This window comes from Nonomuraea sp. NPDC052129 (assembly GCF_040680095.1).
In the GTDB taxonomy this organism is placed as follows: Bacteria; Actinomycetota; Actinomycetes; order Streptosporangiales; family Streptosporangiaceae; genus Nonomuraea.
In genome coordinates this window covers 48,616-67,117 of sequence record NZ_JBFAVX010000007.1, presented here as the reverse complement: position 1 = coordinate 67,117, position 18,502 = coordinate 48,616, and the positions used below count along the sequence as shown (strand labels likewise).

The 18,502-nt window shown below is 69.2% G+C and carries 24 protein-coding genes and 1 tRNA gene; 13 read left to right on the top strand and 12 right to left on the bottom strand.

Going from position 1 to position 18,502, the window contains the following annotated elements; all coding sequences use genetic code 11:
- Positions 1-141 precede the first annotated feature (141 nt).
- A complete protein-coding gene (locus AB0L53_RS18295; RefSeq protein WP_363994743.1) occupies positions 142-948 on the top strand; it encodes an SAM-dependent methyltransferase in 807 nt (268 codons plus the stop codon).
- A gap of 20 nt (positions 949-968) precedes the next feature.
- On the opposite strand, the gene AB0L53_RS18290 is transcribed toward AB0L53_RS18295, so the two are convergent.
- Positions 969-1,583 carry a hypothetical protein gene (locus AB0L53_RS18290; RefSeq protein ID WP_363994740.1) on the bottom strand — a complete coding sequence of 205 codons (615 nt, stop codon included), beginning with the start codon at positions 1,581-1,583 and terminating at the stop codon, positions 969-971.
- Positions 1,580-2,392, bottom strand: a complete 813-nt coding sequence (locus AB0L53_RS18285) for a hypothetical protein (protein ID WP_358555082.1) — start codon at positions 2,390-2,392, stop codon at positions 1,580-1,582. The genes AB0L53_RS18290 and AB0L53_RS18285 overlap by 4 nt, the downstream gene beginning before the upstream one ends.
- A 203-nt stretch (positions 2,393-2,595) precedes the next feature.
- On the opposite strand from AB0L53_RS18285, the gene AB0L53_RS18280 reads away from it, so the two are divergent.
- From AB0L53_RS18280 to AB0L53_RS18265, 4 genes are all read left to right on the top strand, one after another.
- On the top strand, positions 2,596-2,796 hold the full coding sequence (locus AB0L53_RS18280) for an Arc family DNA-binding protein (RefSeq protein ID WP_363994737.1): 201 nt from the start codon (positions 2,596-2,598) through the stop codon (positions 2,794-2,796).
- Positions 2,793-3,164, top strand: coding sequence for a Fic family protein (locus tag AB0L53_RS18275; RefSeq protein WP_363994734.1), 372 nt, complete (start codon positions 2,793-2,795; stop codon positions 3,162-3,164). Before AB0L53_RS18280 ends, AB0L53_RS18275 begins: the two co-directional genes overlap by 4 nt.
- A gap of 248 nt (positions 3,165-3,412) precedes the next feature.
- Positions 3,413-4,240 carry a trypsin-like serine protease gene (locus tag AB0L53_RS18270; protein WP_363994731.1) on the top strand — a complete coding sequence of 276 codons (828 nt, stop codon included), beginning with the start codon at positions 3,413-3,415 and terminating at the stop codon, positions 4,238-4,240.
- A 130-nt stretch (positions 4,241-4,370) separates the two neighbouring features.
- Positions 4,371-4,946, top strand: a complete 576-nt coding sequence (locus AB0L53_RS18265) for a dihydrofolate reductase family protein (protein ID WP_363994728.1) — start codon at positions 4,371-4,373, stop codon at positions 4,944-4,946.
- A 789-nt stretch (positions 4,947-5,735) separates the two neighbouring features.
- On the opposite strand, the gene AB0L53_RS18260 is transcribed toward AB0L53_RS18265, so the two are convergent.
- Positions 5,736-5,808: transfer RNA gene (locus tag AB0L53_RS18260), tRNA-Ala, on the bottom strand.
- A 76-nt stretch (positions 5,809-5,884) separates the two neighbouring features.
- On the opposite strand from AB0L53_RS18260, the gene AB0L53_RS18255 reads away from it, so the two are divergent.
- The gene (locus AB0L53_RS18255; RefSeq protein WP_363994725.1) at positions 5,885-6,778 is read left to right on the top strand and encodes an RNA polymerase sigma-70 factor; all 894 of its coding nucleotides are present in this window, start codon (positions 5,885-5,887) and stop codon (positions 6,776-6,778) included.
- A 7-nt stretch (positions 6,779-6,785) separates the two neighbouring features.
- Here AB0L53_RS18255 and AB0L53_RS18250 read toward each other — a convergent pair whose 3' ends face one another.
- Positions 6,786-7,316, bottom strand: coding sequence for a Clp protease N-terminal domain-containing protein (locus tag AB0L53_RS18250; protein WP_363994722.1), 531 nt, complete (start codon positions 7,314-7,316; stop codon positions 6,786-6,788).
- A gap of 4 nt (positions 7,317-7,320) precedes the next feature.
- On the bottom strand, positions 7,321-7,536 hold the full coding sequence (locus tag AB0L53_RS18245; RefSeq protein ID WP_357648152.1) for a helix-turn-helix domain-containing protein: 216 nt from the start codon (positions 7,534-7,536) through the stop codon (positions 7,321-7,323).
- A 90-nt stretch (positions 7,537-7,626) separates the two neighbouring features.
- Between AB0L53_RS18245 and AB0L53_RS18240 the strand changes: the two genes are divergently transcribed.
- A complete protein-coding gene (locus AB0L53_RS18240) occupies positions 7,627-8,367 on the top strand; it encodes a dienelactone hydrolase family protein (protein ID WP_363994719.1) in 741 nt (246 codons plus the stop codon).
- Here AB0L53_RS18240 and AB0L53_RS18235 read toward each other — a convergent pair.
- From AB0L53_RS18235 to AB0L53_RS18215, 5 genes are all read right to left on the bottom strand, one after another.
- The gene (locus AB0L53_RS18235; RefSeq protein WP_363994717.1) at positions 8,351-9,178 is read right to left on the bottom strand and encodes a metal-dependent hydrolase; all 828 of its coding nucleotides are present in this window, start codon (positions 9,176-9,178) and stop codon (positions 8,351-8,353) included. The two genes, AB0L53_RS18240 and AB0L53_RS18235, sit on opposite strands and share 17 nt — an antisense overlap.
- A complete protein-coding gene (locus tag AB0L53_RS18230; protein WP_363994714.1) occupies positions 9,175-10,422 on the bottom strand; it encodes an MFS transporter in 1,248 nt (415 codons plus the stop codon). Before AB0L53_RS18230 ends, AB0L53_RS18235 begins: the two co-directional genes overlap by 4 nt.
- 126 nt (positions 10,423-10,548) lie before the next feature.
- Positions 10,549-11,235: an SRPBCC family protein gene (locus AB0L53_RS18225; RefSeq protein ID WP_363994711.1), complete on the bottom strand. Its 687-nt coding sequence runs from the start codon at positions 11,233-11,235 to the stop codon at positions 10,549-10,551.
- Positions 11,236-11,265: 30 nt separating this feature from the next.
- Positions 11,266-11,646, bottom strand: coding sequence for a hypothetical protein (locus AB0L53_RS18220; RefSeq protein WP_357939863.1), 381 nt, complete (start codon positions 11,644-11,646; stop codon positions 11,266-11,268).
- Positions 11,643-12,026, bottom strand: a complete 384-nt coding sequence (locus AB0L53_RS18215; RefSeq protein WP_363994708.1) for a hypothetical protein — start codon at positions 12,024-12,026, stop codon at positions 11,643-11,645. Before AB0L53_RS18215 ends, AB0L53_RS18220 begins: the two co-directional genes overlap by 4 nt.
- Positions 12,027-12,086: 60 nt before the next feature.
- Between AB0L53_RS18215 and AB0L53_RS18210 the strand changes: the two genes are divergently transcribed.
- Together AB0L53_RS18210 and AB0L53_RS18205 are read left to right on the top strand one after the other, a co-directional pair.
- A complete protein-coding gene (locus AB0L53_RS18210) occupies positions 12,087-12,251 on the top strand; it encodes a hypothetical protein (protein ID WP_363994705.1) in 165 nt (54 codons plus the stop codon).
- Positions 12,221-12,715 (top strand): DUF523 domain-containing protein, encoded by a 495-nt coding sequence (locus AB0L53_RS18205; protein ID WP_363994702.1) that lies wholly within the window; start codon positions 12,221-12,223, stop codon positions 12,713-12,715. Before AB0L53_RS18210 ends, AB0L53_RS18205 begins: the two co-directional genes overlap by 31 nt.
- Here AB0L53_RS18205 and AB0L53_RS18200 read toward each other — a convergent pair.
- Together AB0L53_RS18200 and AB0L53_RS18195 are read right to left on the bottom strand one after the other, a co-directional pair.
- Positions 12,691-13,071, bottom strand: coding sequence for a hypothetical protein (locus AB0L53_RS18200; protein ID WP_363994700.1), 381 nt, complete (start codon positions 13,069-13,071; stop codon positions 12,691-12,693). The two genes, AB0L53_RS18205 and AB0L53_RS18200, sit on opposite strands and share 25 nt — an antisense overlap.
- An 84-nt stretch (positions 13,072-13,155) precedes the next feature.
- Positions 13,156-13,677, bottom strand: coding sequence for a hypothetical protein (locus AB0L53_RS18195; RefSeq protein ID WP_363994697.1), 522 nt, complete (start codon positions 13,675-13,677; stop codon positions 13,156-13,158).
- A gap of 27 nt (positions 13,678-13,704) precedes the next feature.
- On the opposite strand from AB0L53_RS18195, the gene AB0L53_RS18190 reads away from it, so the two are divergent.
- The 4 genes from AB0L53_RS18190 (at position 13,705) to AB0L53_RS18175 (ending at position 18,400) form a co-directional block, all read left to right on the top strand.
- Positions 13,705-14,382 carry a response regulator transcription factor gene (locus AB0L53_RS18190; protein WP_363994695.1) on the top strand — a complete coding sequence of 226 codons (678 nt, stop codon included), beginning with the start codon at positions 13,705-13,707 and terminating at the stop codon, positions 14,380-14,382.
- On the top strand, positions 14,379-15,680 hold the full coding sequence (locus AB0L53_RS18185) for a HAMP domain-containing sensor histidine kinase (RefSeq protein ID WP_363994692.1): 1,302 nt from the start codon (positions 14,379-14,381) through the stop codon (positions 15,678-15,680). Before AB0L53_RS18190 ends, AB0L53_RS18185 begins: the two co-directional genes overlap by 4 nt.
- A gap of 41 nt (positions 15,681-15,721) precedes the next feature.
- Complete coding sequence (locus tag AB0L53_RS18180; RefSeq protein ID WP_363994690.1) at positions 15,722-16,720, top strand: lytic polysaccharide monooxygenase; 999 nt, start codon at positions 15,722-15,724, stop codon at positions 16,718-16,720.
- A 177-nt stretch (positions 16,721-16,897) separates the two neighbouring features.
- Complete coding sequence (locus AB0L53_RS18175; protein ID WP_363994687.1) at positions 16,898-18,400, top strand: M28 family peptidase; 1,503 nt, start codon at positions 16,898-16,900, stop codon at positions 18,398-18,400.
- Positions 18,401-18,502 lie beyond the last annotated feature (102 nt).

Below are 18,502 nucleotides of genomic sequence, written 5' to 3'. Positions count from 1 at the left end.
CTAGGAAACACCCCTTGGGACGCCATTTGCGGCGGATGAACTTTTCATGAGTCTCCGCCAGTACAAACCAGGACAAGACCCCCGGACGGGCCCTGGCTTGCTACTGTCCTCTTAGCCGGGTGGGAGCGAGGGAGATGACAAATGAATGACACGCCCCGACGGCCAGGGGTGTCGGCCAACGCTCCCAGCGTCGCCCGCATGAACGACTACTTCCTGGGCGGCAAGGACAACTTCGCCGCCGATCGCGAAGCCGCCGCGCGAGTCCTGGCGCTGATCCCCGACGCCGGGGTGATGGGCGAGTACGTCCAGGAGTTCCGCGAACGGGTCGTGCGCTACCTGGTCGAGCAGGGTGTCACACAGTTCGTCCATGTCAGCTCCGGGCTGCCTACCAAGCGGAACGTCCACGAGGTGGCCCAGTCGCTCGACCCGGACGCCAACGTCGTCTATGTCGCCGACGACCCGGTCGCGCTCAACCACGCGCGAGCGCTGCTGGCGACCAACGAGCGCACGGGAGTGGTCGAAGGGGACATCCTCCATCCCGACGCCATGCTGGACGATCCCACCCTGAATCAGCTGATCGACTTCGACCGGCCCGTCGGCGTCCTGATCATTGGCGCACTCCAGTACATCCCCGACGAGGACGGCCCGTTCGAGCACGTGGCCCGGCTGTGCGAGCGGCTGGCGCCCGGGAGCTTCCTCTGCCTCACCCACGCCGTCTTCGACGGCCGCCCCGAGATAGCCGAGCAGATCGCCGACGTCTTCCGGGAGGCGCTCAACCGGCCCAAGGGCGGCCCGCGCAACCGCGAGCAGGCGGTGCGCTTCTTCGACGGGCTGGAGCTCGTCGACCCCGGCTTCATCTATGTCCGTCAGTGGCGCTCCAGCACCCCGGTCTCCGACCAGGAGGCCAAGCGGGCCTGGGTCCTGGCCGGAGTCGCCCGCAAACCGTAATCCTCTTTCCGCTAATCCTTCTACCGCTCCGGGACCGAGCCGCGCGCCGACCGCACCCTGATCTGGCCGAGCGCGGCGTGGCTGGCCCGGATGTCGGAGATCAGCACGTACGCGACCAGCAACAGCCCGAGACAGAGGGCGTCGGCGCCCCACCAGGGGATCTCGGCGAGCAGCAGATAGCCGTCACTGTCACTCAGCGACCTGATCACCACCGTCACCGCGGCCACCACCACGGTGACCATCAGCCAACTGCGTATACGCGGTAGATTTCCGTTGTTCCACAGCCGGATCCGCCAGCTCATGAACACGGTCAGCACACCGAGCAGCGCGCAGAACCCGATCAGCCACCACGGCAGCGCGAAGGCGGTCTGCTCGGCGATCTGCGCCTGGGTGGTGCGCAGCTCGGTCTCGGCCTTCCGCTTGGCCACCATGGCGGCGTCGAGCTGCTTCTGCAGCTGGGCCACGCTCTGGCGCGTCTCCTGACGCGGCGGCGTGGGGACGTCCGTCGGCAGCATCCGCGCCACGACGGTCAGCATGATCGCCACGAAGGACAGCGCCAGGACGATGGACATGAACAGGTCGATGAAGCGCAGGTCGAGCGGCGGCGCGAACGATCTGACGGCGCGCTTCCTCACTGCTCCCTCACCAGCGTGTACTTCTGCGGCCGGCTCTCGGCGGCGCTCAACCGCTCCACCGCGGTACGCAGCGCGTCCAGACCCTTGACCAGTTCCTCGGTCCTGCCTCTGGACTGAGACAGCTCCTGGGTGAGCCCCGTCATGGCGGGTGCCACCTGCTTGACGGGCAGGCGCGCGATATAGATGAGGAACACCTCGTCGGCGGCCACCACGCTGGCCCGCTCCGCCCGCTCGATCAGCGCCATCCCACCGAAGGCGAGCACGCTCAGGAACAGCGCGACCAGGGTGACACCGAACGCCGACGCCAGCTCGGGCAGCACGTGCTGCTTGAGCGCGGTGATCAGCACGCTGGGGTCCCCCTGGTTGTCCAGGGCGTTCGAGAAGGAGCTGACCATGGCGGCCATCGTCAGCGCGGTGCCGATGAACCCGAACACCGGCAGCGCCCAGATGAGCGCGTGGTCGAGGTGATGCTTGTTGGCCATCTCGCTGTCGTCCAGCGCGGACCGGGCGCCGAGCACCGCCTCACAGTCGTTCCCGGCCTCGGCCGCCTCCTTGAACAGCTTGAGCCGCCGCCCCACCAGCGTGTCCTCGCTCGGCTTCACCGCCTGCACGTTGGCCACGGCCCGCGCCGTCGCGGCACTCTCCCGCCGGATATCCGGTACGGCCCTGACGAGCCTGAGAACGGTGGTCAGGAACACCGCGATGATCAGCGTGACCACGACCTCCGCGGCCGGCGGGGCCGTGGTCGCACCCACGGACACCAGCAGCGTTTCCACCGCTCCGGCCACGAACAGCAGCGCGGAAACCATCAAGCCCACCGCAGGCGCGAACGCCGAGTGACGCCAGCCGTACTTTGACACCCTTCAACCCCACTCCGGCCCACAAACTTGTCAAAGGACTACCTAAGCACACGTAAAGCAACCATTGGGTTACGGAGGGCAGATCGGTTCTCTTCAGTTCGATCGCGGCGACGGCACCACTCTCTGACACCACAATCAGATACCATGCGCGCATGGACCTTCGACTGCGCCTCCCCGACGAGATTCACAGCAGACTGCGCACCGTCGCGGAAGACGACGGCAAGAGCCTCAACGCGGAAATAATCATCGCCATCGAGGAATTCCTGGAGCGTAAGCAGACGAGCACCGTACGAGCGATCGCCCGGAAAGTGGCTCAGCGCGACGCCGAGCTTCTCGACCGGCTGTCCAAGTGACGATCTATCTCACCAAGTCCGATGTGCTGGCCATCGCGGAGGAGATCCTGCCATCCGTCGGCCTCCGAGATGGGGGCCAGCTACACGCAGCCGTGCTGCGCCCGCAGACCAGCGTCTTCGGCGACGACGCTTATCCCGATCTCTGGACCAAGGCCGCGGCCCTGCTGCAGAGCCTCATCATTGGACATCCCCTGGTCGACGGCAACAAGCGACTCGGGTGGACGTCGGCAGTCGTCTTTCTTGAGCTGAATGGCGAGACGCTGGACGGCACCGACGCCGACGCCGCCGAAGCCATCGTGATCGCCGTGACAACCGGGGAACTGGACGACATCCCGGAAATCGCCCGACGACTTCGCAAACTGTCCTGACTTCTGGCGCAAAGTCGAGCCAGAGGCCGGACGCGGAGTAGCTACGAGCGGGACGACTTCTGCACGGGCGACCGTGGCGTGTGGTGCGAGCCCATGAGCGGCAAGTCCCAAGTAAGTCGCCACCCATCTCTGCGCGGCATCGCCGAATCCCGCGTCCCCGCACTCACAAGCGTCACATCAGTCCTGGCCGAGGTAAATTTTTTGCGCGGCATTCCATGCGGAGGCTATGTTCCGCCTACACTCCTCAGATGCGTTACGTCCCTTTTGTCCTAGTTTTTGCGGCCACGATCGCTTATTCCGCCACGCCCGCGGTAGCCATCACCAACGGCTCGGACGACGGTGACGCCCATCCGGAAGTAGGGGCCCTCGTCGCCGAGAAGCCGCACTCCGACGGTACCTGGGCATACTGCACCGGCACCCTCGTCTCGCCGACGGTCTTCCTCACCGCCGCGCACTGCGGGGAGCGGAATCAGAAGACGGCCCAGGTCTCCTTCTCCCATCACTACACGCGCGGCGACCAGCTCTACGCCGGCCGGTACATCCCCGACCCGCGATTCTCGACGGACTCGGATCTGCACGACATGGCAGTCGTCGTCTTCGACAAGCCCGTCACGGGCATCCGGCCGGCCCAGTTGCCGGAGGTGGACATGCTCGACCGCCTCAAGGCCGACGGCAAGCTGAAGTCCACACATTTCACCCCGGTCGGGTACGGCGCCCTGTCCCCGACCAAGGGTGGGCACGGCTCCCAGGCCAAGGGAGGGCACGGCGAGCAGTGGCATTACACCGACACACGCCGCCAAGCGTCCATCTCCTTCGAGAACCTGTCCGCCAAATGGCTGGACCTGTCCCTGGCCTCCAATGGGGACGGCAGCACCTGCTTCGGCGACTCAGGCGGCCCGAACTTCCTGGGCGGCCCCGACTCGCATCTCCTCGTGGCCACGTCGATCAGCGGCGCCGACGACGCCTGCAAGGGAACCAACTACGACTACCGCCTGGACAAGCCGTCAGCCCGGCAATTCCTCGGCAAGTACGTTCCTCTTCCCGGAACTGCCAACGCCTCTGCTGACCCTCGGTAGCCCCCTGGATGAGCCCGGAAAGTTTTGAAGGAAAATCCGAGAGGCGTGTCGGATCGGGGCGGTGGTGTTCGTAGCAGGGGTGAGGCCGCCGCAAGGCGGGCGCGGCCAACTTCCCGCAAGGAGACACCCCATGACTGCCACGTACACCTTCGACATCTTCTCCACGCTCGACGGCTTCGCTAATCACAGCGGCGACTGGGGCGGCTACTGGGGCAAGCAGGGCCCCGAATTCCTCGCACATCGCGCCGCTGCCTACCGCGACCCGCTGCGCATGGTGCTCGGGGCCAAGACCTACTCCTCCAACGCGCCGTTCCTTAACGCGGACTTCGACCGCAGCCTGTTCGACGGGTGGATCACGCGCATGTTCGACTCCCCGGTCACGGTGCTCTCCAGCCGGCTGACCGAGCCGCTCGATTGGCCGGACACGACCATCGAGTCCGGCGACCCTGTCGAGGTGGTCACGCGCCTCAAGGCCGAATCCGATGTGCCGCTGCGCTCCCACGGCAGCCTGAGGCTCAACCGGACACTGCTGAACGCCGGCCTGATCGACGCCATCGAGGTGACGGTCTTCCCCGTGATCTCCGGGACGACCGGCGTGGACCGGATCTTCGACGGTGCCGGCGACTTCGACCTCGAACTGCTCGAGGCCCGCACCTTCGACGGCCACACGCAGGTGCTGACCTACCGGCCGACCCGACACGGTTGATCGGCGACGGGGCGTCGTTGAGCCATGCCGGGCACGCTGATCGCTCAGGTTCGATTGGCGCTGGTGGCGAAGCGACGTTGCCGCATGGAACCGGCCACGCTGGATGAGCTGGTCGAGTTCTGGGCGCTTCTGGATGAGGATCGGTCGCTGGTGCCGGTCGCAGGGCGCGACCGCGCTGGGGTTCCGCCTGGAACACCTACGCGGCTCCGCCCTGGGCTTCCGCAACCTCACCGACCACGAACGCCTAGGACCCGTGAAGCCGCTCTGGCCGGAGAAGGCCCTCCCAACGCGGGGAAACGGCGTCCCGGCGCCCATGCGGGCGAACGTAGTCACGCGATCAACAGAGATGACGTCCCGCAGAGCGGTGCGGTTTCTCGGCCACTCAGCCCTGACCGTCCTCGTAGAGGCCATACAACGAGATCGTGGATCCACAACCCAGCGGGGGACGCCATCTCGACAAGATGTGGCTTTCCAGATGGTCGCAGCAATGAGATCCCGCCGGGGCACAAGCAGGCGAAGCGCCTAAATAAGACCGCCCGAGCGAAGCGAAGGCCCTACAGGGGTCGGGACCAGGCCCGACTGGAAGAAAACGCCTGAAGCCCCCAAGCGCGAAGCGCCAATGAGGCGAAGCCGATTGGGAACCAAAAGAAAAACAGCCCGGAGCGAAGCGAAGGCCGATTGGCCCGACGCTGGGGGTCCGGGGGTTATCCCCCGGGGTAAACAACGAGGAGGCCGAGGGAAGCGAAGCCCCCGTAGGGGGCGAGCGACCATACCAACCCCGCCGACGAGTGGAGCTATGGGGATTCGAACCCCAGACCCCCTCCATGCCATGGAGGTGCGCTACCAGCTGCGCTATAGCCCCTTGGTGCGATCTCAGTGTATAGGAATCCTGGTGCGGGTGTGTCACACACGATCCCCCGTGATACGTCTTAAGTCTCATGTCGACCTTCGAAGACCACCGCAGCCTGCTGACCGGCGTCGCGTACCGGATCCTGGGCAGCGTGGCCGATGCCGAGGATGTGGTGCAGGAGGCGTGGCTGCGCTGGTCCGGCGTGGATGAGACGACCGTCGCCGATCCCAAGGCGTATATGGTCAGGATCACGTCGCGGCTGGCCATCGACCGGCTGCGGTGGGCGAAGTCGCGGCGCGAGTCGTACGTCGGCCCGTGGCTGCCCGAGCCCATCAGCACCGCGCCCGACGTGGCGGAGCACGCGGAGCTGGCCGATTCCGTCGAGTTCGCGCTGCTCGTGGTGCTCGAAACGCTCTCGCCGCTGGAGCGGGCGGTGTTCGTGCTGCGGGAGGCGTTCGATCTGCCGTTCTCGGAGATCGCCGAGGTGATCGGCCGGGCCGAACCCGCCACACGGCAGCTGGCCAGGCGCGCCCGCGATCACGTACAGGAGAAGCGGCCCCGCTTCGACGTGGACCGCGGCGAGCGGCGGCGCATCACCGAACGCTTCATCCGCGCCTCCACCAGCGGTGACCTGGACGGGTTGATCGAGCTGCTGTCCACCGACGTGACGTTGGTGAGCGACGGCGGCGGCAAGGCCCGGTCCCCGCTGCGCGCCCTGACCGGCGCCGCGAACGTGACGCGCTTCCTGACGTCCATCGCCACCCCCGACGGCATCGCCAAGTTCATGGCCTCGATCGGCGCAAGCGACTTGGTCACCCTGTCGTACGGCCTGGCGAACGTGAACGACGCACCCGGCGTGGTCATCTCAGCCGCGGGCCGGGTCGTCACCGTCATCTCCCTGCTCATAACGGACGGCAAGATCGACACCATCTACCTCATCGCGAACCCAGACAAGATCACCCACCTCGACGCCCCGACCTGACGCAGCGCTATGCGGTCCGAGCCACCGGTATCCCCGCCTCCTCCACCAGCGCCCGCAGATCCACCCCGCCGTCCCGCAGAATTCGCCCCACCCCGTTCGAGCAATCGGCGAGCAACCCCCGAAGCAGCCTCTCCCCCGTCACCACCCCCGGCCGCCACATCGCCACCTCCACCGCCTTCCACACGTGCATGGCCAGCGGTACCGCCCCCAACGGTCCGTACAGGGTCACCCGCAGCGGCTTGATGCGCGACCGCGTCAGCCGCCACCGCGCGGCGATGGAGGTCCCCTCCCTGGTACGGCGGTGCACGGCGTCGAGGTCGATCCCCAGGGTGGCGAGCAGCTCACGGGCGTCACCGAGATCGACCTGCCCCCGTACGTCCTCAGCCGTCACGGTGAACCGCTCCAGCGAGAAGGGCCGGATCTCGGCCAGGGCGAGCAGCAGGAGGTCAGGGGTGAGCGCCGGACGCCCCGCGTCGAGGGCCAGCGTGCCGGCCCTGATCAGCGTGCGGCGGGCGGGGTCGGTGAATCTGGCGAGCATGTGGCTACCTTCCGACTCGGCGGGCGTGCTTGCGGTGCGCGGACTGCCGTCTGACCCCGAGGGCGTCGGCGATCTGCTCCCAGGACCACCCCTGGTCCCGGGCGTTGGACACGTGCGTGGCCTCGAGCTCCTCCAGCAGAGCTCTCAGGGCGGCCACGGCCGCCAGACCCACGCCGGGATCGCGATCGGTGGCCGCCTCGGCCAGCTCGTTGACCTTCATGGTGTCAGCATGCGCTGACAAGCACCCGCTTGTCAACACATGCTGACAGACCTGTCGGCCGAATCGGTGCTTTGGTAATTTCGCCCCATCATGTGCTACGACGACGATGCGAAACCACCCGCCCCCACCGCCCCCATCACCGGCACGAGCGCCTCCGGCATAAGGCTGACCTCGGCCGACGGCGCCGTGTTCGCCGCCTATGAGGCCCGTCCCGACGACGTCCGCGGGCCGGGCGTGGTCATCCTCCCCGACCTACGCGGCTTGCACGACTTCTACAAGCAGCTCACCGTACGGCTGGCGGAGCAGGGTCACCCGGCCATCGCCATCGACTACTACGGCAGGACCGCCACCGACGACGAGCGGGGCGAGGACTTCCCCTTCATGGAGCACGTCTCCAAGCTCGGCAGGGAGACCATCCAGGATGACATCATGGCCGCGGCCGAGCGGCTGGGCAGGCCGGCGGTGGCGCTCGGGTTCTGCGCGGGCGGGCGCAACGCGTTCCTCGCCTCGGCGCCGCGCTTCGGGCTGGCGGGCGTGATCGGCTTCTACGGCGCGCCGGGCATCGTGGGCCCGTACGGTCCCGGGCCGACGCAGCACGCGGCCGAGCTGGGCGCGCCGATCCTGGGCCTGTTCGGGGGCGCCGACGAAAAGATCACCGGTGAGCAGGTGAGCGAGTTCGGCGCGGCGCTGACGGAGGCGGGGGTGGCGCACGAGCTGGTCACGTACCCGGGCGCTCCGCACGGCTTCTTCGACGCCACCGCCGGCGAGCACGAGGCGGCCTGCGCCGACGCCTGGCAGCGAGTGCTCGCCTTCCTCAGAGGCAAGAACTAGTAGTACGCATCGTCAGCGCGGCATCCTCCAGAGCCAGCTCGACCGTGACGACCCCGAGCTCCGCCGTACCCCGGACATGCGTGCCCCCGCACGGGATCGACGTCTCCCCTTCCGGCAGTGCGCAGTGCCATGTACGGCGGGCCGTCAGCCCGGGCCCCGGCACGTCGAGCCAGACCGCCGCGTCGGCCGCGACCCATGCCTTGAGCCGGTCGTTCACCTCTGAGGCGACCTGCGAGAGATCCAGTCCCTCGGCGGAGAACCCCTTCTTGCGCAGGGACTTGCCGAGCCGGTAGACGTCCTCGCTGCCGAAGGGGGAGATCCGCGACGAGGTGATCGCGCTCTGGTCGAAGTCCGGGTGGCCGAGCCCGTCCAGCGCCGCGGGCTTGCGCCAGTGCCCGGCCAGGGCGGCGTTCAGGGCGAGCGCGGCCAGGTGGCAGGCGGTGTGGCCGGCCGACAGGGCCGCCCGGTGGCCAGGGTCCACCTCCAGCGCGACCTCGCTCCCCACGGGCAGCGGGGTCTCGGCCACGTGGACGACCAGCCAGGCCCAGCCCTCGGTGCCACGGCGTACCGGGATGTCGGGGCCGAGGAAGATCTCGCCGGTGCCCGACTGGGCCCCCGTGACGCAGTCGGCCACCGGCAGACCGCCGATCGTGCCCCGGTCGGCGGGCTGGTCCGGCCAGGTGTGATCAAGCGGGTGGAACGGTGTTTCGGCGACGACGAGACCGTGCCGACCCCCCGCCGGCACGGCCCCGACGATTTCCGAGCGGCCACTGACATGACCGTCGGGGAAGGTGACAACTGTCGAGTTCATCCGCTCATTCTGGCAGGGACGGGCTTGCTCACCGGCAGGGACTCGTCCTCGAGATACCGGTTACGTCCCGCGTACAGCCCGGTGAGAAGCTGCACGACCAGCACCGCGAACATCAGCGCGTACGGCAGCGTCCACCCACCGGTCATCTGGTGCAGCACCCCCACGAGCAGCGGCCCCGCACCCGCGATCAGGTAGCCGGCGCTCTGCCCGAACGCCGACAGCGCGGCGGTGGTCTCCGGCGTACGTGTACGCAGGGCGAGCATCATCAGCGCCAGCGGGAACGACCCCATGCCGATCGCCACGAACGTCACCCAGACCGCCGCCGTCGAGATCGGCGCGAGCCACAGCCCGGCGAACCCAATGGAGTAGCAGGCGACGAGCCCGACGACGACCGGCCGCTGGTCGCGGAAGCGGGAGGCGAGGACGGGCACCAGGATCGAGACCGGGATGCTCAACGCGGTGAACACGCCGAGCAGGAGCCCGGCCTGGCCGGTGGTGTAGCCGCCGTCGGTGAGGATGGTGGCGAGCCAGCCGAACATGATGTAAGCGATCATGGACTGGGTGCCGAAGTAGATCGCGACCATCCAGGCCAGCTTGCTCCTGACGAGCCGGCGGATGCCCGCGTCCTCCTGGCCGATGCGCCGCTCCGGCTCACTGCGCAGGAGCGCAAGCCACGGAATGACGGCGACGGCGGCCAGGGCCGCCCACACGCCGAGCGCGATGTGCCAGTCACCTGACGCGCGCTCGATCGGTACGGTGGCCGCGGCGGCGAGCATGGTGCCGACGGCCAGCGCCACGGTGTAGACGGTGGTCATGATCCCGGTACGACCCGGGAAGTGACGCTTGATCAGCGTCGGGATGAGCACGTTGCCGACGGCCCCGCCCGACAGCGCGACCGCGCTGCTCAGCAGGAACACCGGCGCGGAGCCGACCAGCGAGCGCACGAGCAGGCCCACGCCGAGCGTGACGAGCGCGAGCAGCAGCAGCCGGTGCTCGCCGACGCGCCTGGCCAGCGTGGGCGTGACGGCGCCGACCGTCGCGAAGGCCAGCACGGGCAGCGTGGTGAGCAGACCGGTGCCGACGCTCGACATGCCGAGCGCGCCGGCGAGCTGGTCGAGCAGCGGGCCCACGCTGGTGACGGCGGTACGCAGGTTGAGCGCCGCGAGGACGATTCCCAGCACGAGGAGCCAGACGAGGGATCTGCCTTTGGACTCTTGGTCGGTCTCTTGGGCGAGCACACTCATGCGGGGACGGTCCTCCACTCATCAAGTCATGGGATGAATCGTCAGCTTAACAGGCCCGAAACCCGCATTTATTCCTAAACATGGCAAACCCCCCGAGAACACCCGGGGGGGTTTGCGGTAAAGCCATCACAGGATGGGGCGCGGCTCCTGCGGCGGCTCGTCACGCGGGGGCACCGGGCCCGGCGGAGGGGTGGGCACGGGTCCGGGCGGCGGGAGCGTGGCGCCGCCGGGGAATTCGCCGCCACCGCCGATGGTGCCGGGCGGCATCGGCCGGTAACCACCGCCGGGCGGGGTCGGCCGGTCGCCGGTCACGGGCGGAACCGCGTGGTCACCGGTTTCGTAGCCGGAGCCGCTCTGGTGCGGCCCGGGCACGTCGCCGCGCCAGCCGCCGGTCTCGCCGCCGCGCGACTCGATGAACGACTTGAAGCGTTCCATGTCGTTCCTGATGCGCAGGCGGACGATCTGCAGCCAGTCGCCGACCGTCTCGACGAAGCCCTCAGGGTCGTACTCCATCTGGAGCGTGACCTTGGTCGTGTTCGGGTCGAGGTGGTGGAAGGTCACCACGCCCGCCTGGTGCGGCCGGTCGACCGACCGCCAGGCGATCCGCTCGTCCGGGTGCTGCTCGGTGATGTCGGCCTCGAACTCGCGCTTGACTCCCGCGATCTCGGTGACCCAGGCCGTACGTGTGTCGCTGAGCTGCTTGACTGATTCGACACCCTCCATGAACTCGGGGAAGCTCTCGAACTGCGTCCATTGGTTGTATGCCACCCTGACGGGGACCTGGACATCTACGGAGTGCTCGATCGTGCTCATGGATGGCCCCCTGCCCGAGCCCCCGGCCCGTTAACGCCTGCGCAGCAGCCAGTAGAGGCCGACGAACGGCAGGACCAGCGGGATGAACAGGTAACCCTTCCCGTAGACCGACCAGACCGTTGCCTCCGGGAAAGCGGCCGGATCGAGGACGCTGGCCGTGCCGATGAGCAACACGCCCGCCAACTCGACACCCAGCGCCGCCAGCGCGAGGGTGCGCGCGCCACGGGCCAGCGCGACGGTGAGCAGGATGTAGACCAGCGCGGCGAGCGCCGACAGCGTGTAGGCCAGCGGCGCCTCGCCGAACTTGGTGAGGATCTGCACGGTGGCCCGCGCGCCCGCGGCGAGCGCGAAGAGCCCGTAGACGGCCACGAGCGCCCGGCCCGGCCCGCTGCCGATCGCCGGCCCGCTCACGGGAGGCCCTGCCAGATCTGCAGCAGCCGGCCCGTCATCACCGCGATCGCGAACCCGGCCACGGCCAGGATCGCCGGCCCCCACCGGCTCCGCTCGGCCAGCGCGAGGAAGACGCCCGCCGGCGGGATGACCGCCTGGCCGGCGAGGTAGCCGTAGAGCGTGCCCTTCTCGGCGGGGCCCTGGCCGCCGACCACCGCGGCGATCATGATGCCCGCCTGGACCAGCACCGCCACCTCCAGCACGGCGAACCCGACCAGCAGGATCATGCCCATGGACCGGTTGCGGATCGCGGTGATCAGGCTCGCCAGGGCGAGCAGCAGCGAGTAGACGATCACGATCGCGGCGACCGGGGTGTTCATCGAGAAGGCGGTGGTGTTCATCGAGAAAAGGTTATCGCCCGGGTAGGTCGCCCTCGATTCCGTCCAGCAGCCAGTTGAGACGTGGCGCTGCCGGCCGTACTCCTGCAGGTCTTCACCAGGGCAGGCGTCGCCGAGCCGTTCACCTACGCGTTCGGCTGCGCGATCGCGCTGGCCACCGTCTCGCTGGTGCCGATCGCGCTCCTAAAATCGTCGGTATGGAGAGAGTCCTCGTCAGCGCCTGCCTGATGGGCCGGCGGGTGCGCTACGACGGCGGCGCCAAGACCAGCGCCGACGCCCGGCTCGCCGCCTGGCGCGAGGAGGGCCGTCTGGTGCCGTTCTGCCCCGAGGTGGAGGGCGGGCTGCCGACCCCCCGCCCGGCCGCCGAGATCGAGGGCGGGGTCAGCGGCGCGGCCGTGCTGTCGGGAGCCGCCCGCGTGCTCACCGCCGACGGATCCGACGTCACGGCCGAGTTCCTGGCGGGCGCGCAGTCGGCGCTCGCCGTCGCCCGCTCGTTCGGCGTCCGGGTGGCGGTGCTGAAAGAGGGCAGCCCCTCGTGCGGCTCGCTGACCGTCTATGACGGCACGTTCCGGAGCCGCCGGACACCCGGCCAGGGCGTCACCACGGCGCTGCTGGAGCTCAACGGGATCCGCGTCTTCACCGAGGACCACGTCGCCGAGGCCGACGCCTACCTGCGCACTCTCGACACGTAACCGGCGCCGGCCAGGCCCGCGATCAGCAGGGTCGCCATCACGCGGTGATACCAGGTGTTCAGCGTGGTCGTCTCGCCCGCGCCGAACGCCATCGCGAGTATCCCCATCAGCACCCCGGCCAGCGCGCCCGCGTGGGTGTGGAACAAACCGTCCCACGCCCACGGCCGGCGGCTCAGCGCACCGCGGGCGCCGACGAGCATGACCAGGCCGCAGAGCGTCTCCACGATCGTCGCCGGCACGATCACCGGCTCGCGCAGCGGGCCGAGCGGGAGCCCGGTGTGCAGCAGCGCCGCGCAGAAGAAGATCAGCGCGTAGGCCGCCGAGAGGGCTCCCAGCGCTTTCCGCAGTGCGTCCATGCCGTCACGTTCGCACCTGGGGCGGCGCTGGGCATCGGCTGTACGGCTATGGCTCGGCTACTCCGTCCGTAGTAGTGAGCGTCATCAGTACTCCCAGGTGTCGGTGCGCTGCTCGCCGCTGATGCACCACACCCCCGAGCCGTGCTCGCCTTTGACCAGGTCCACCCTGATCCAGCCGGTGTTCCTGGCGACCTTGGTGGAGTAGCCGCTCCTGGGCGTGGCCGACACCAGGCGGCAGCCGTCGGGGCCCAATGTGAACGCCACCTCGCCGCCCTTCACCGACACCACCCGCAGGTTCTTCGGGGTCCTGGTGGGTGCAGGCGCCTGCGTCTTCCGCACCGCCGGTTTGGTGGAAGCCGCCGTCCTGGTAGGGGTGGGCGTCTTCGTGGGAGTGGGCGTCCTGGTGGGAGCGGGCGTCTTGGCGGGAGTGGGCGCCTGGCTGGGCGTACGGTCGCCGTCCGCGACCGCCTGCGCCAGGAACGGCTCAACCTGGACATCGTCCACGAACTCGGTACGCAAGACACCGCGCACGCCGAACCACGACACTGAGACCGCGATCACGGTGGCTCCACACCAGACCACGATGTATCCAAGGGCTCGACGCATGGGACGAATTATGGACGGTTGGTGCGCATGGCGACGGTTCTTGTAGTCGAAGACGATGAATTCGTCCGATCGGCGATCATCCGCGAGTTAGCCGGCCGGCAGCACGCGGTGCGCAGCGCGGGCTGCGCCCTGGACGCCCTCCGGGAGATCTCGCAGAACCCGCCGGACGCCGTCATCCTCGACCTCGGCCTGCCCGACCTCGACGGCTCGGAGGCGCTGAAGATGGTGCGCGGCATCTCCGACGTACCGGTCATCGTGGCCACGGCCCGCGACGACGAGGCCGAGATCGTCAGGCTGCTGGAAGCGGGAGCCGACGACTATTTGGTCAAGCCGTTCTCGGGTGACCATCTGGGTGCCCGGCTGGACGCCGTACTGCGCCGGGCCAGGTCCGCGCCGCCGCCACAGGTGCTGCGCGTCGGCGGGCTGGTGGTCGATGCCAACCGGCGGACGGCCGCGCTGGACGGCGGGCCGCTCACGCTGACCAGGCGCGAGTTCGACCTCCTCGCCTACCTCGCCACGCGGGCCGACCGGGTCGTCACCCGCAAGGAATTGCTGACCGAGGTCTGGCACCAGGCGTACGGGGACGACCAGACCATCGACGTGCACCTGTCCTGGTTACGCCGCAAGCTCGGCGAAGGCGCCTCGAATCCCCGCTACCTGCATACCGTCCGGGGTGTCGGCTTCATGCTGTCCGCGCCCCGATGAGACGCGCGCTGGCCGTGCTGATGGTCGCCGTCACCTCGATGGTGGCGCTGGCCTTCCTGGTGCCGCTCGCCCTGATCGTCAAGGAGACGGCGCAGAGCCGGGCGGTCTCCGGCGCCGAACGCCAGGCGTTGGCGCTGGTCCCGGTGCTGGCACTGACCACCAAAACGGACGACCTCGCGCACGCGATGGCGCGTACCGAGGCGGGCCGGCGCGGCCTGCTGGCCATCCACGTCAACGGCGGCCCGACCACGGGCAGGTCCCGCGCCCCGGCCGCCGACGTGGCGCGGGCGGCGGCGCAGACAAGGGCCGACACCGTCGAGCTGCCGGCGGGCCAGGTGCTGCTCCGGCCGGTCGCGCTGGACGGTGACCGGGGCGCGGTGATCGAGGTCTTCGTGCCCGCCGATGACCTGAATCGGGGAGTCGGCACGTCGTGGGCGGTGCTGACCGGTGTGGCCGTGGTGCTCGTGCTCGGCTCGGTGCTCGTCGGCGACCGGCTGGGCGCGCGCGTGGTCCGCTCGGCCCGCCGGCTCGGTTCGGCGGCCACCGCGCTGGGCGCGGGCGATCTGAGCGAGCGCATCTATCCGGAGGGTCCGCCGGAGCTGGTCGCGGCGGCCACGGCGTTCAACGCGATGGCCAACCGGGTCACCCACCTGCTCGCCGCCGAACGCGAACTGGCCGCCGACCTCTCGCACCGCCTGCGTACGCCGCTCACCGCGCTCCGGCTCAGCCTCGACCAGCTCGGCACGCAGGCCGAGCCGAGCAGGCAGGCGCTGGCCCGGCTGGAGGACGAGGTGGACACGATCATCTCCGCGGCCAGGCGGCCGTCGCGCGCCGACCGGGTCTGCGACGCGGCGGAGGTGCTGCGCGACCGGCTGACGTTCTGGTCGGCGCTGGCGGAGGACCAGCAGCGGCCGTGGCAGCTCATCGGCGCGACGCTGCCGGTACGGGTGCCGGTGCCCGCGACCGAGCTGACGGCGGCGGTCGACGCGCTGCTGGGCAACGTGTTCCGGCACACGGCCGAGGGCACCGCGTTCAGCGTGTCCTTGCACGAGGGCAAGGACACGGTCGGCATCCTGATCTCCGACGCCGGTCCCGGCATCGCGGATCCGGAGGCGGCGTTGGAGCGGGGCACCAGCGGCGCCGGCTCGACCGGGCTCGGCCTGGACATCGCCCGCCGCCTGGCGGAGTCGTCCGGCGGGTCACTCCGGCTGGACCACTCGTCGCTGGGCGGGGCGCAGGTCCAGGTCTGGATCCGCCGCACTGAAAAGGCACCTAAATCAACCTTAAGAGCGGTTTAAAGAGCATTTTTCGCCCCTTTTCATGCTTCAACGTGATCTACATGCAGATCAAGCGCAAGGCGCTCGCCGCCGCCACCCTCACCGTTCCCACGTTGCTCGTCCTGACCGTCGCGCCCGGTGTCGCCAACGCCCACGGCACCATGAACAACCCGCCCAGCCGGACCCTGGTCTGCTACAACGAGAACCCGGAGAGCCCCAAGTCCGCCGCCTGCAAGAAGGCCGTGGAACTCGGCGGCACCCAGCCGCTCTACGACTGGAACGAGGTCAACCTGGCGAACGCCGCGGGCAGGCACCGCGAGCTCATCCCGGACGGCAAGCTGTGCAGCGCGGGCCGCGACAAGTACCGCGGCTTCGACCAGGCACGCGCCGACTGGCCCGCCACCAGCATGCCGAGCGGCGCCTCGTTCACCTTCCGCTACCGGTCGACCGCTCCGCACAAGGGCTCCTTCGAGCTGTACGTCACCAAGGACGGCTATGACCCGTCGAAGCCGCTCAAGTGGTCGGACCTGGAGTCGAAGCCGTTCCTCACCCAGCGGGATCCCGCGCTGACGGACGGCGCCTACAACCTTCAGGGCAAGCTGCCAGCCAAGCAGGGCCGCCACCTGATCTACTCCATCTGGCAGCGCAGCGACAGCCCCGAGGCGTTCTACTCCTGCTCGGACGTGACCTTCGGCGGCGGCACGCCCACCCCGACCACCGCCCCCACCACTGCCCCGACCAGCAAGCCCACCACGCAGCCGACCAGCGCTCCGCCGGCGCAGCAGCCCGGCGGCATCGCCCTGTCGGCGATCAACGCGGGTGCCGGGGTCAGCCCCGCCTCGGTCAGGGTGGGCGGGCAGGTGACGGTCACGGCGGTGTGCGGTGGGTCCAAGGTACGCGGCGTGGCCTCCGGCGCCTTCAGCCCGCGCCAGGCGTTCGCGCCGGCGTCGACCGCCGCCTGGACGCCATCGTTCAGGGTCGCCCGAGCGGGCACTTACCCGGTGATCGTCTACTGCCGGAACGGCGGCCAGGCCCGCACCGTCGTTACCGTACGGGCCTGATACTCGCCCCCTGGCCTTCCCAATGTGAACTTCTGTGACAAATGGGTCTTCTCAGGATCAAGTCCGCTAGTTACGTTCAGGCAGCGCGGCTGTTTACGGGGCTGTCCGCGCCTGCCAAACATCCCAGAACGGGATCTAGCGACCTGACCTCTGTCCACCCCCCACGGAGGACCCCCGATGAAGCTCCTCGCGGCATTAGGCACTCTCGCGCTGGCCTTACCCCTGGCGCTCAGCGCGCCCACACCAGCGGCCGTCGCGGCGGCACCGCCGAACATCTCCCTCACCAACGTCAAGGCCCACCTGACGCAGCTGCAGACGATCGCCAACAACAACGGCGGCACCCGCGCGCACGGCCGACCCGGCTACCTGGCCTCGGCCAACTACGTGAAGGGCCAGCTCGACGCCGCCGGATACACCACGACGCTGCAGTCGTTCACCTACAACGGCGCCACCGGCTACAACGTGATCGCCGACTGGCCGGGCGGCGACCCCAACGACATCCTCATGACCGGCTCCCATCTCGACAGCGTCACCGCCGGACCCGGTATCAACGACAACGGCTCGGGCTCGGCGTCGATCCTGGAGGTCGCGCTGGAGGTCTCACGCCAGGCGCTGCAGCCCACGAAGCACCTGCGCTTCGCCTGGTGGGGCGCCGAGGAGCTGGGGCTGCGCGGCTCGCAGTTCTACGTGAACAACCTGCCGGCCACCGAACGTACCAAGATCAAGGCGTACCTGAACTTCGACATGGTCGGCTCCCCCAACCCCGGCTACTTCCTCTACGACGGCGACAACTCCGACGGCACCGGCTCCGGGCCTGGCCCGGCCGGATCGGCGCAGCTGGAACAGACCCTGGCGGCGTACTTCTCCTCCATCGGCGTCCCGACTCGCGGCACCGACTTCGACGGCCGCTCCGACTACGGCCCGTTCATCGCCGTCGGCATCGCGGCGGGCGGCACGTTCACCGGCGCTGAGGGGATCAAGTCCAGCGCGCAGGCGCAGCTCTGGGGCGGTACGGCGGGCCAGGCGTTCGACGCCTGCTACCACCGGTCCTGCGACACGACCGCCAACATCAACGACACCGCTCTCGACCGCAACGCCGACGCCATCGCCTACTCCGTCTGGACGATCGCCACCGCCACGCCGCCCGTGACCGTCTGGTCGGACACGTTCGAGAGCGCCAACGGCTGGGTCACCAACGCCGGCGGCACCGACACCGCCACCACCGGCCAGTGGGAGCGCGGCGACCCGGAGGCGACGACCTCCAGCGGCACCAAGCAGCTCGGCACCACGGTGAGCGGCACGAACGACCTGGTCACCGGCAGACTGGCCGGGGCCGGCGCGGGCGAGAACGATCTGGACGGCGGCACCACCTCGATCCAGTCGCCGGCGATCACGCTGCCGACCGGCGGAACGCTCCGGCTGTCGCTGTCGTGGTATCTCGCGCACGGCAGCAACGCCTCCAGCGCCGACTTCTTCCGTGTCAGGGTGGTGGGGAGCACTTCCAGCACGGTGTTCCAGCAACTGGGGGCCGCGAGCAACCGCGACGCGGCCTGGAGTACGGCCACCGCCGACGTCTCCGCCTTCGCCGGGCAGAGCGTCCGCATCGTGATCGAGGCCGCCGACGCGTCAGGGGCCAGCCTGGTCGAGGCTGGCGTGGACGACGTCAAGATCACCCGGTAGTCGAATGACCCAATGAGCCCGGGCCGCGCGGGGCCCGGGCTCATTGCTGTTCGGAAGGCTGAAGGGTGGCGGCCGTACCGTCGAGCAGCCACAGCGCCATCT

What these genes read in the sequence shown, in the direction of transcription:
- AB0L53_RS18235 (WP_363994717.1), bottom strand. Translation starts at nt 9,178, where the DNA reads ATGAACTCGACAGTTGTCACCTTCCCCGACGGTCATGTCAGTGGCCGC.
- AB0L53_RS18230 (WP_363994714.1), bottom strand. Translation starts at nt 10,422, where the DNA reads ATGAGTGTGCTCGCCCAAGAGACCGACCAAGAGTCCAAAGGCAGATCC.
- AB0L53_RS18195 (WP_363994697.1), bottom strand. Translation starts at nt 13,677, where the DNA reads ATGCGTCGAGCCCTTGGATACATCGTGGTCTGGTGTGGAGCCACCGTG.
- AB0L53_RS18265 (WP_363994728.1), top strand. Translation starts at nt 4,371, where the DNA reads ATGACTGCCACGTACACCTTCGACATCTTCTCCACGCTCGACGGCTTC.
- AB0L53_RS18180 (WP_363994690.1), top strand. Translation starts at nt 15,722, where the DNA reads ATGCAGATCAAGCGCAAGGCGCTCGCCGCCGCCACCCTCACCGTTCCC.
- AB0L53_RS18240 (WP_363994719.1), top strand. Translation starts at nt 7,627, where the DNA reads ATGTGCTACGACGACGATGCGAAACCACCCGCCCCCACCGCCCCCATC.
- AB0L53_RS18295 (WP_363994743.1), top strand. Translation starts at nt 142, where the DNA reads ATGAATGACACGCCCCGACGGCCAGGGGTGTCGGCCAACGCTCCCAGC.
- AB0L53_RS18200 (WP_363994700.1), bottom strand. Translation starts at nt 13,071, where the DNA reads ATGGACGCACTGCGGAAAGCGCTGGGAGCCCTCTCGGCGGCCTACGCG.
- AB0L53_RS18185 (WP_363994692.1), top strand. Translation starts at nt 14,379, where the DNA reads ATGAGACGCGCGCTGGCCGTGCTGATGGTCGCCGTCACCTCGATGGTG.
- AB0L53_RS18175 (WP_363994687.1), top strand. Translation starts at nt 16,898, where the DNA reads ATGAAGCTCCTCGCGGCATTAGGCACTCTCGCGCTGGCCTTACCCCTG.
- AB0L53_RS18190 (WP_363994695.1), top strand. Translation starts at nt 13,705, where the DNA reads ATGGCGACGGTTCTTGTAGTCGAAGACGATGAATTCGTCCGATCGGCG.
- AB0L53_RS18245 (WP_357648152.1), bottom strand. Translation starts at nt 7,536, where the DNA reads ATGAAGGTCAACGAGCTGGCCGAGGCGGCCACCGATCGCGATCCCGGC.
- AB0L53_RS18225 (WP_363994711.1), bottom strand. Translation starts at nt 11,235, where the DNA reads ATGAGCACGATCGAGCACTCCGTAGATGTCCAGGTCCCCGTCAGGGTG.
- AB0L53_RS18250 (WP_363994722.1), bottom strand. Translation starts at nt 7,316, where the DNA reads ATGCTCGCCAGATTCACCGACCCCGCCCGCCGCACGCTGATCAGGGCC.
- AB0L53_RS18215 (WP_363994708.1), bottom strand. Translation starts at nt 12,026, where the DNA reads ATGAACACCACCGCCTTCTCGATGAACACCCCGGTCGCCGCGATCGTG.
- AB0L53_RS18205 (WP_363994702.1), top strand. Translation starts at nt 12,221, where the DNA reads ATGGAGAGAGTCCTCGTCAGCGCCTGCCTGATGGGCCGGCGGGTGCGC.
- AB0L53_RS18270 (WP_363994731.1), top strand. Translation starts at nt 3,413, where the DNA reads ATGCGTTACGTCCCTTTTGTCCTAGTTTTTGCGGCCACGATCGCTTAT.
- AB0L53_RS18285 (WP_358555082.1), bottom strand. Translation starts at nt 2,392, where the DNA reads ATGGTTTCCGCGCTGCTGTTCGTGGCCGGAGCGGTGGAAACGCTGCTG.
- AB0L53_RS18280 (WP_363994737.1), top strand. Translation starts at nt 2,596, where the DNA reads ATGGACCTTCGACTGCGCCTCCCCGACGAGATTCACAGCAGACTGCGC.
- AB0L53_RS18255 (WP_363994725.1), top strand. Translation starts at nt 5,885, where the DNA reads ATGTCGACCTTCGAAGACCACCGCAGCCTGCTGACCGGCGTCGCGTAC.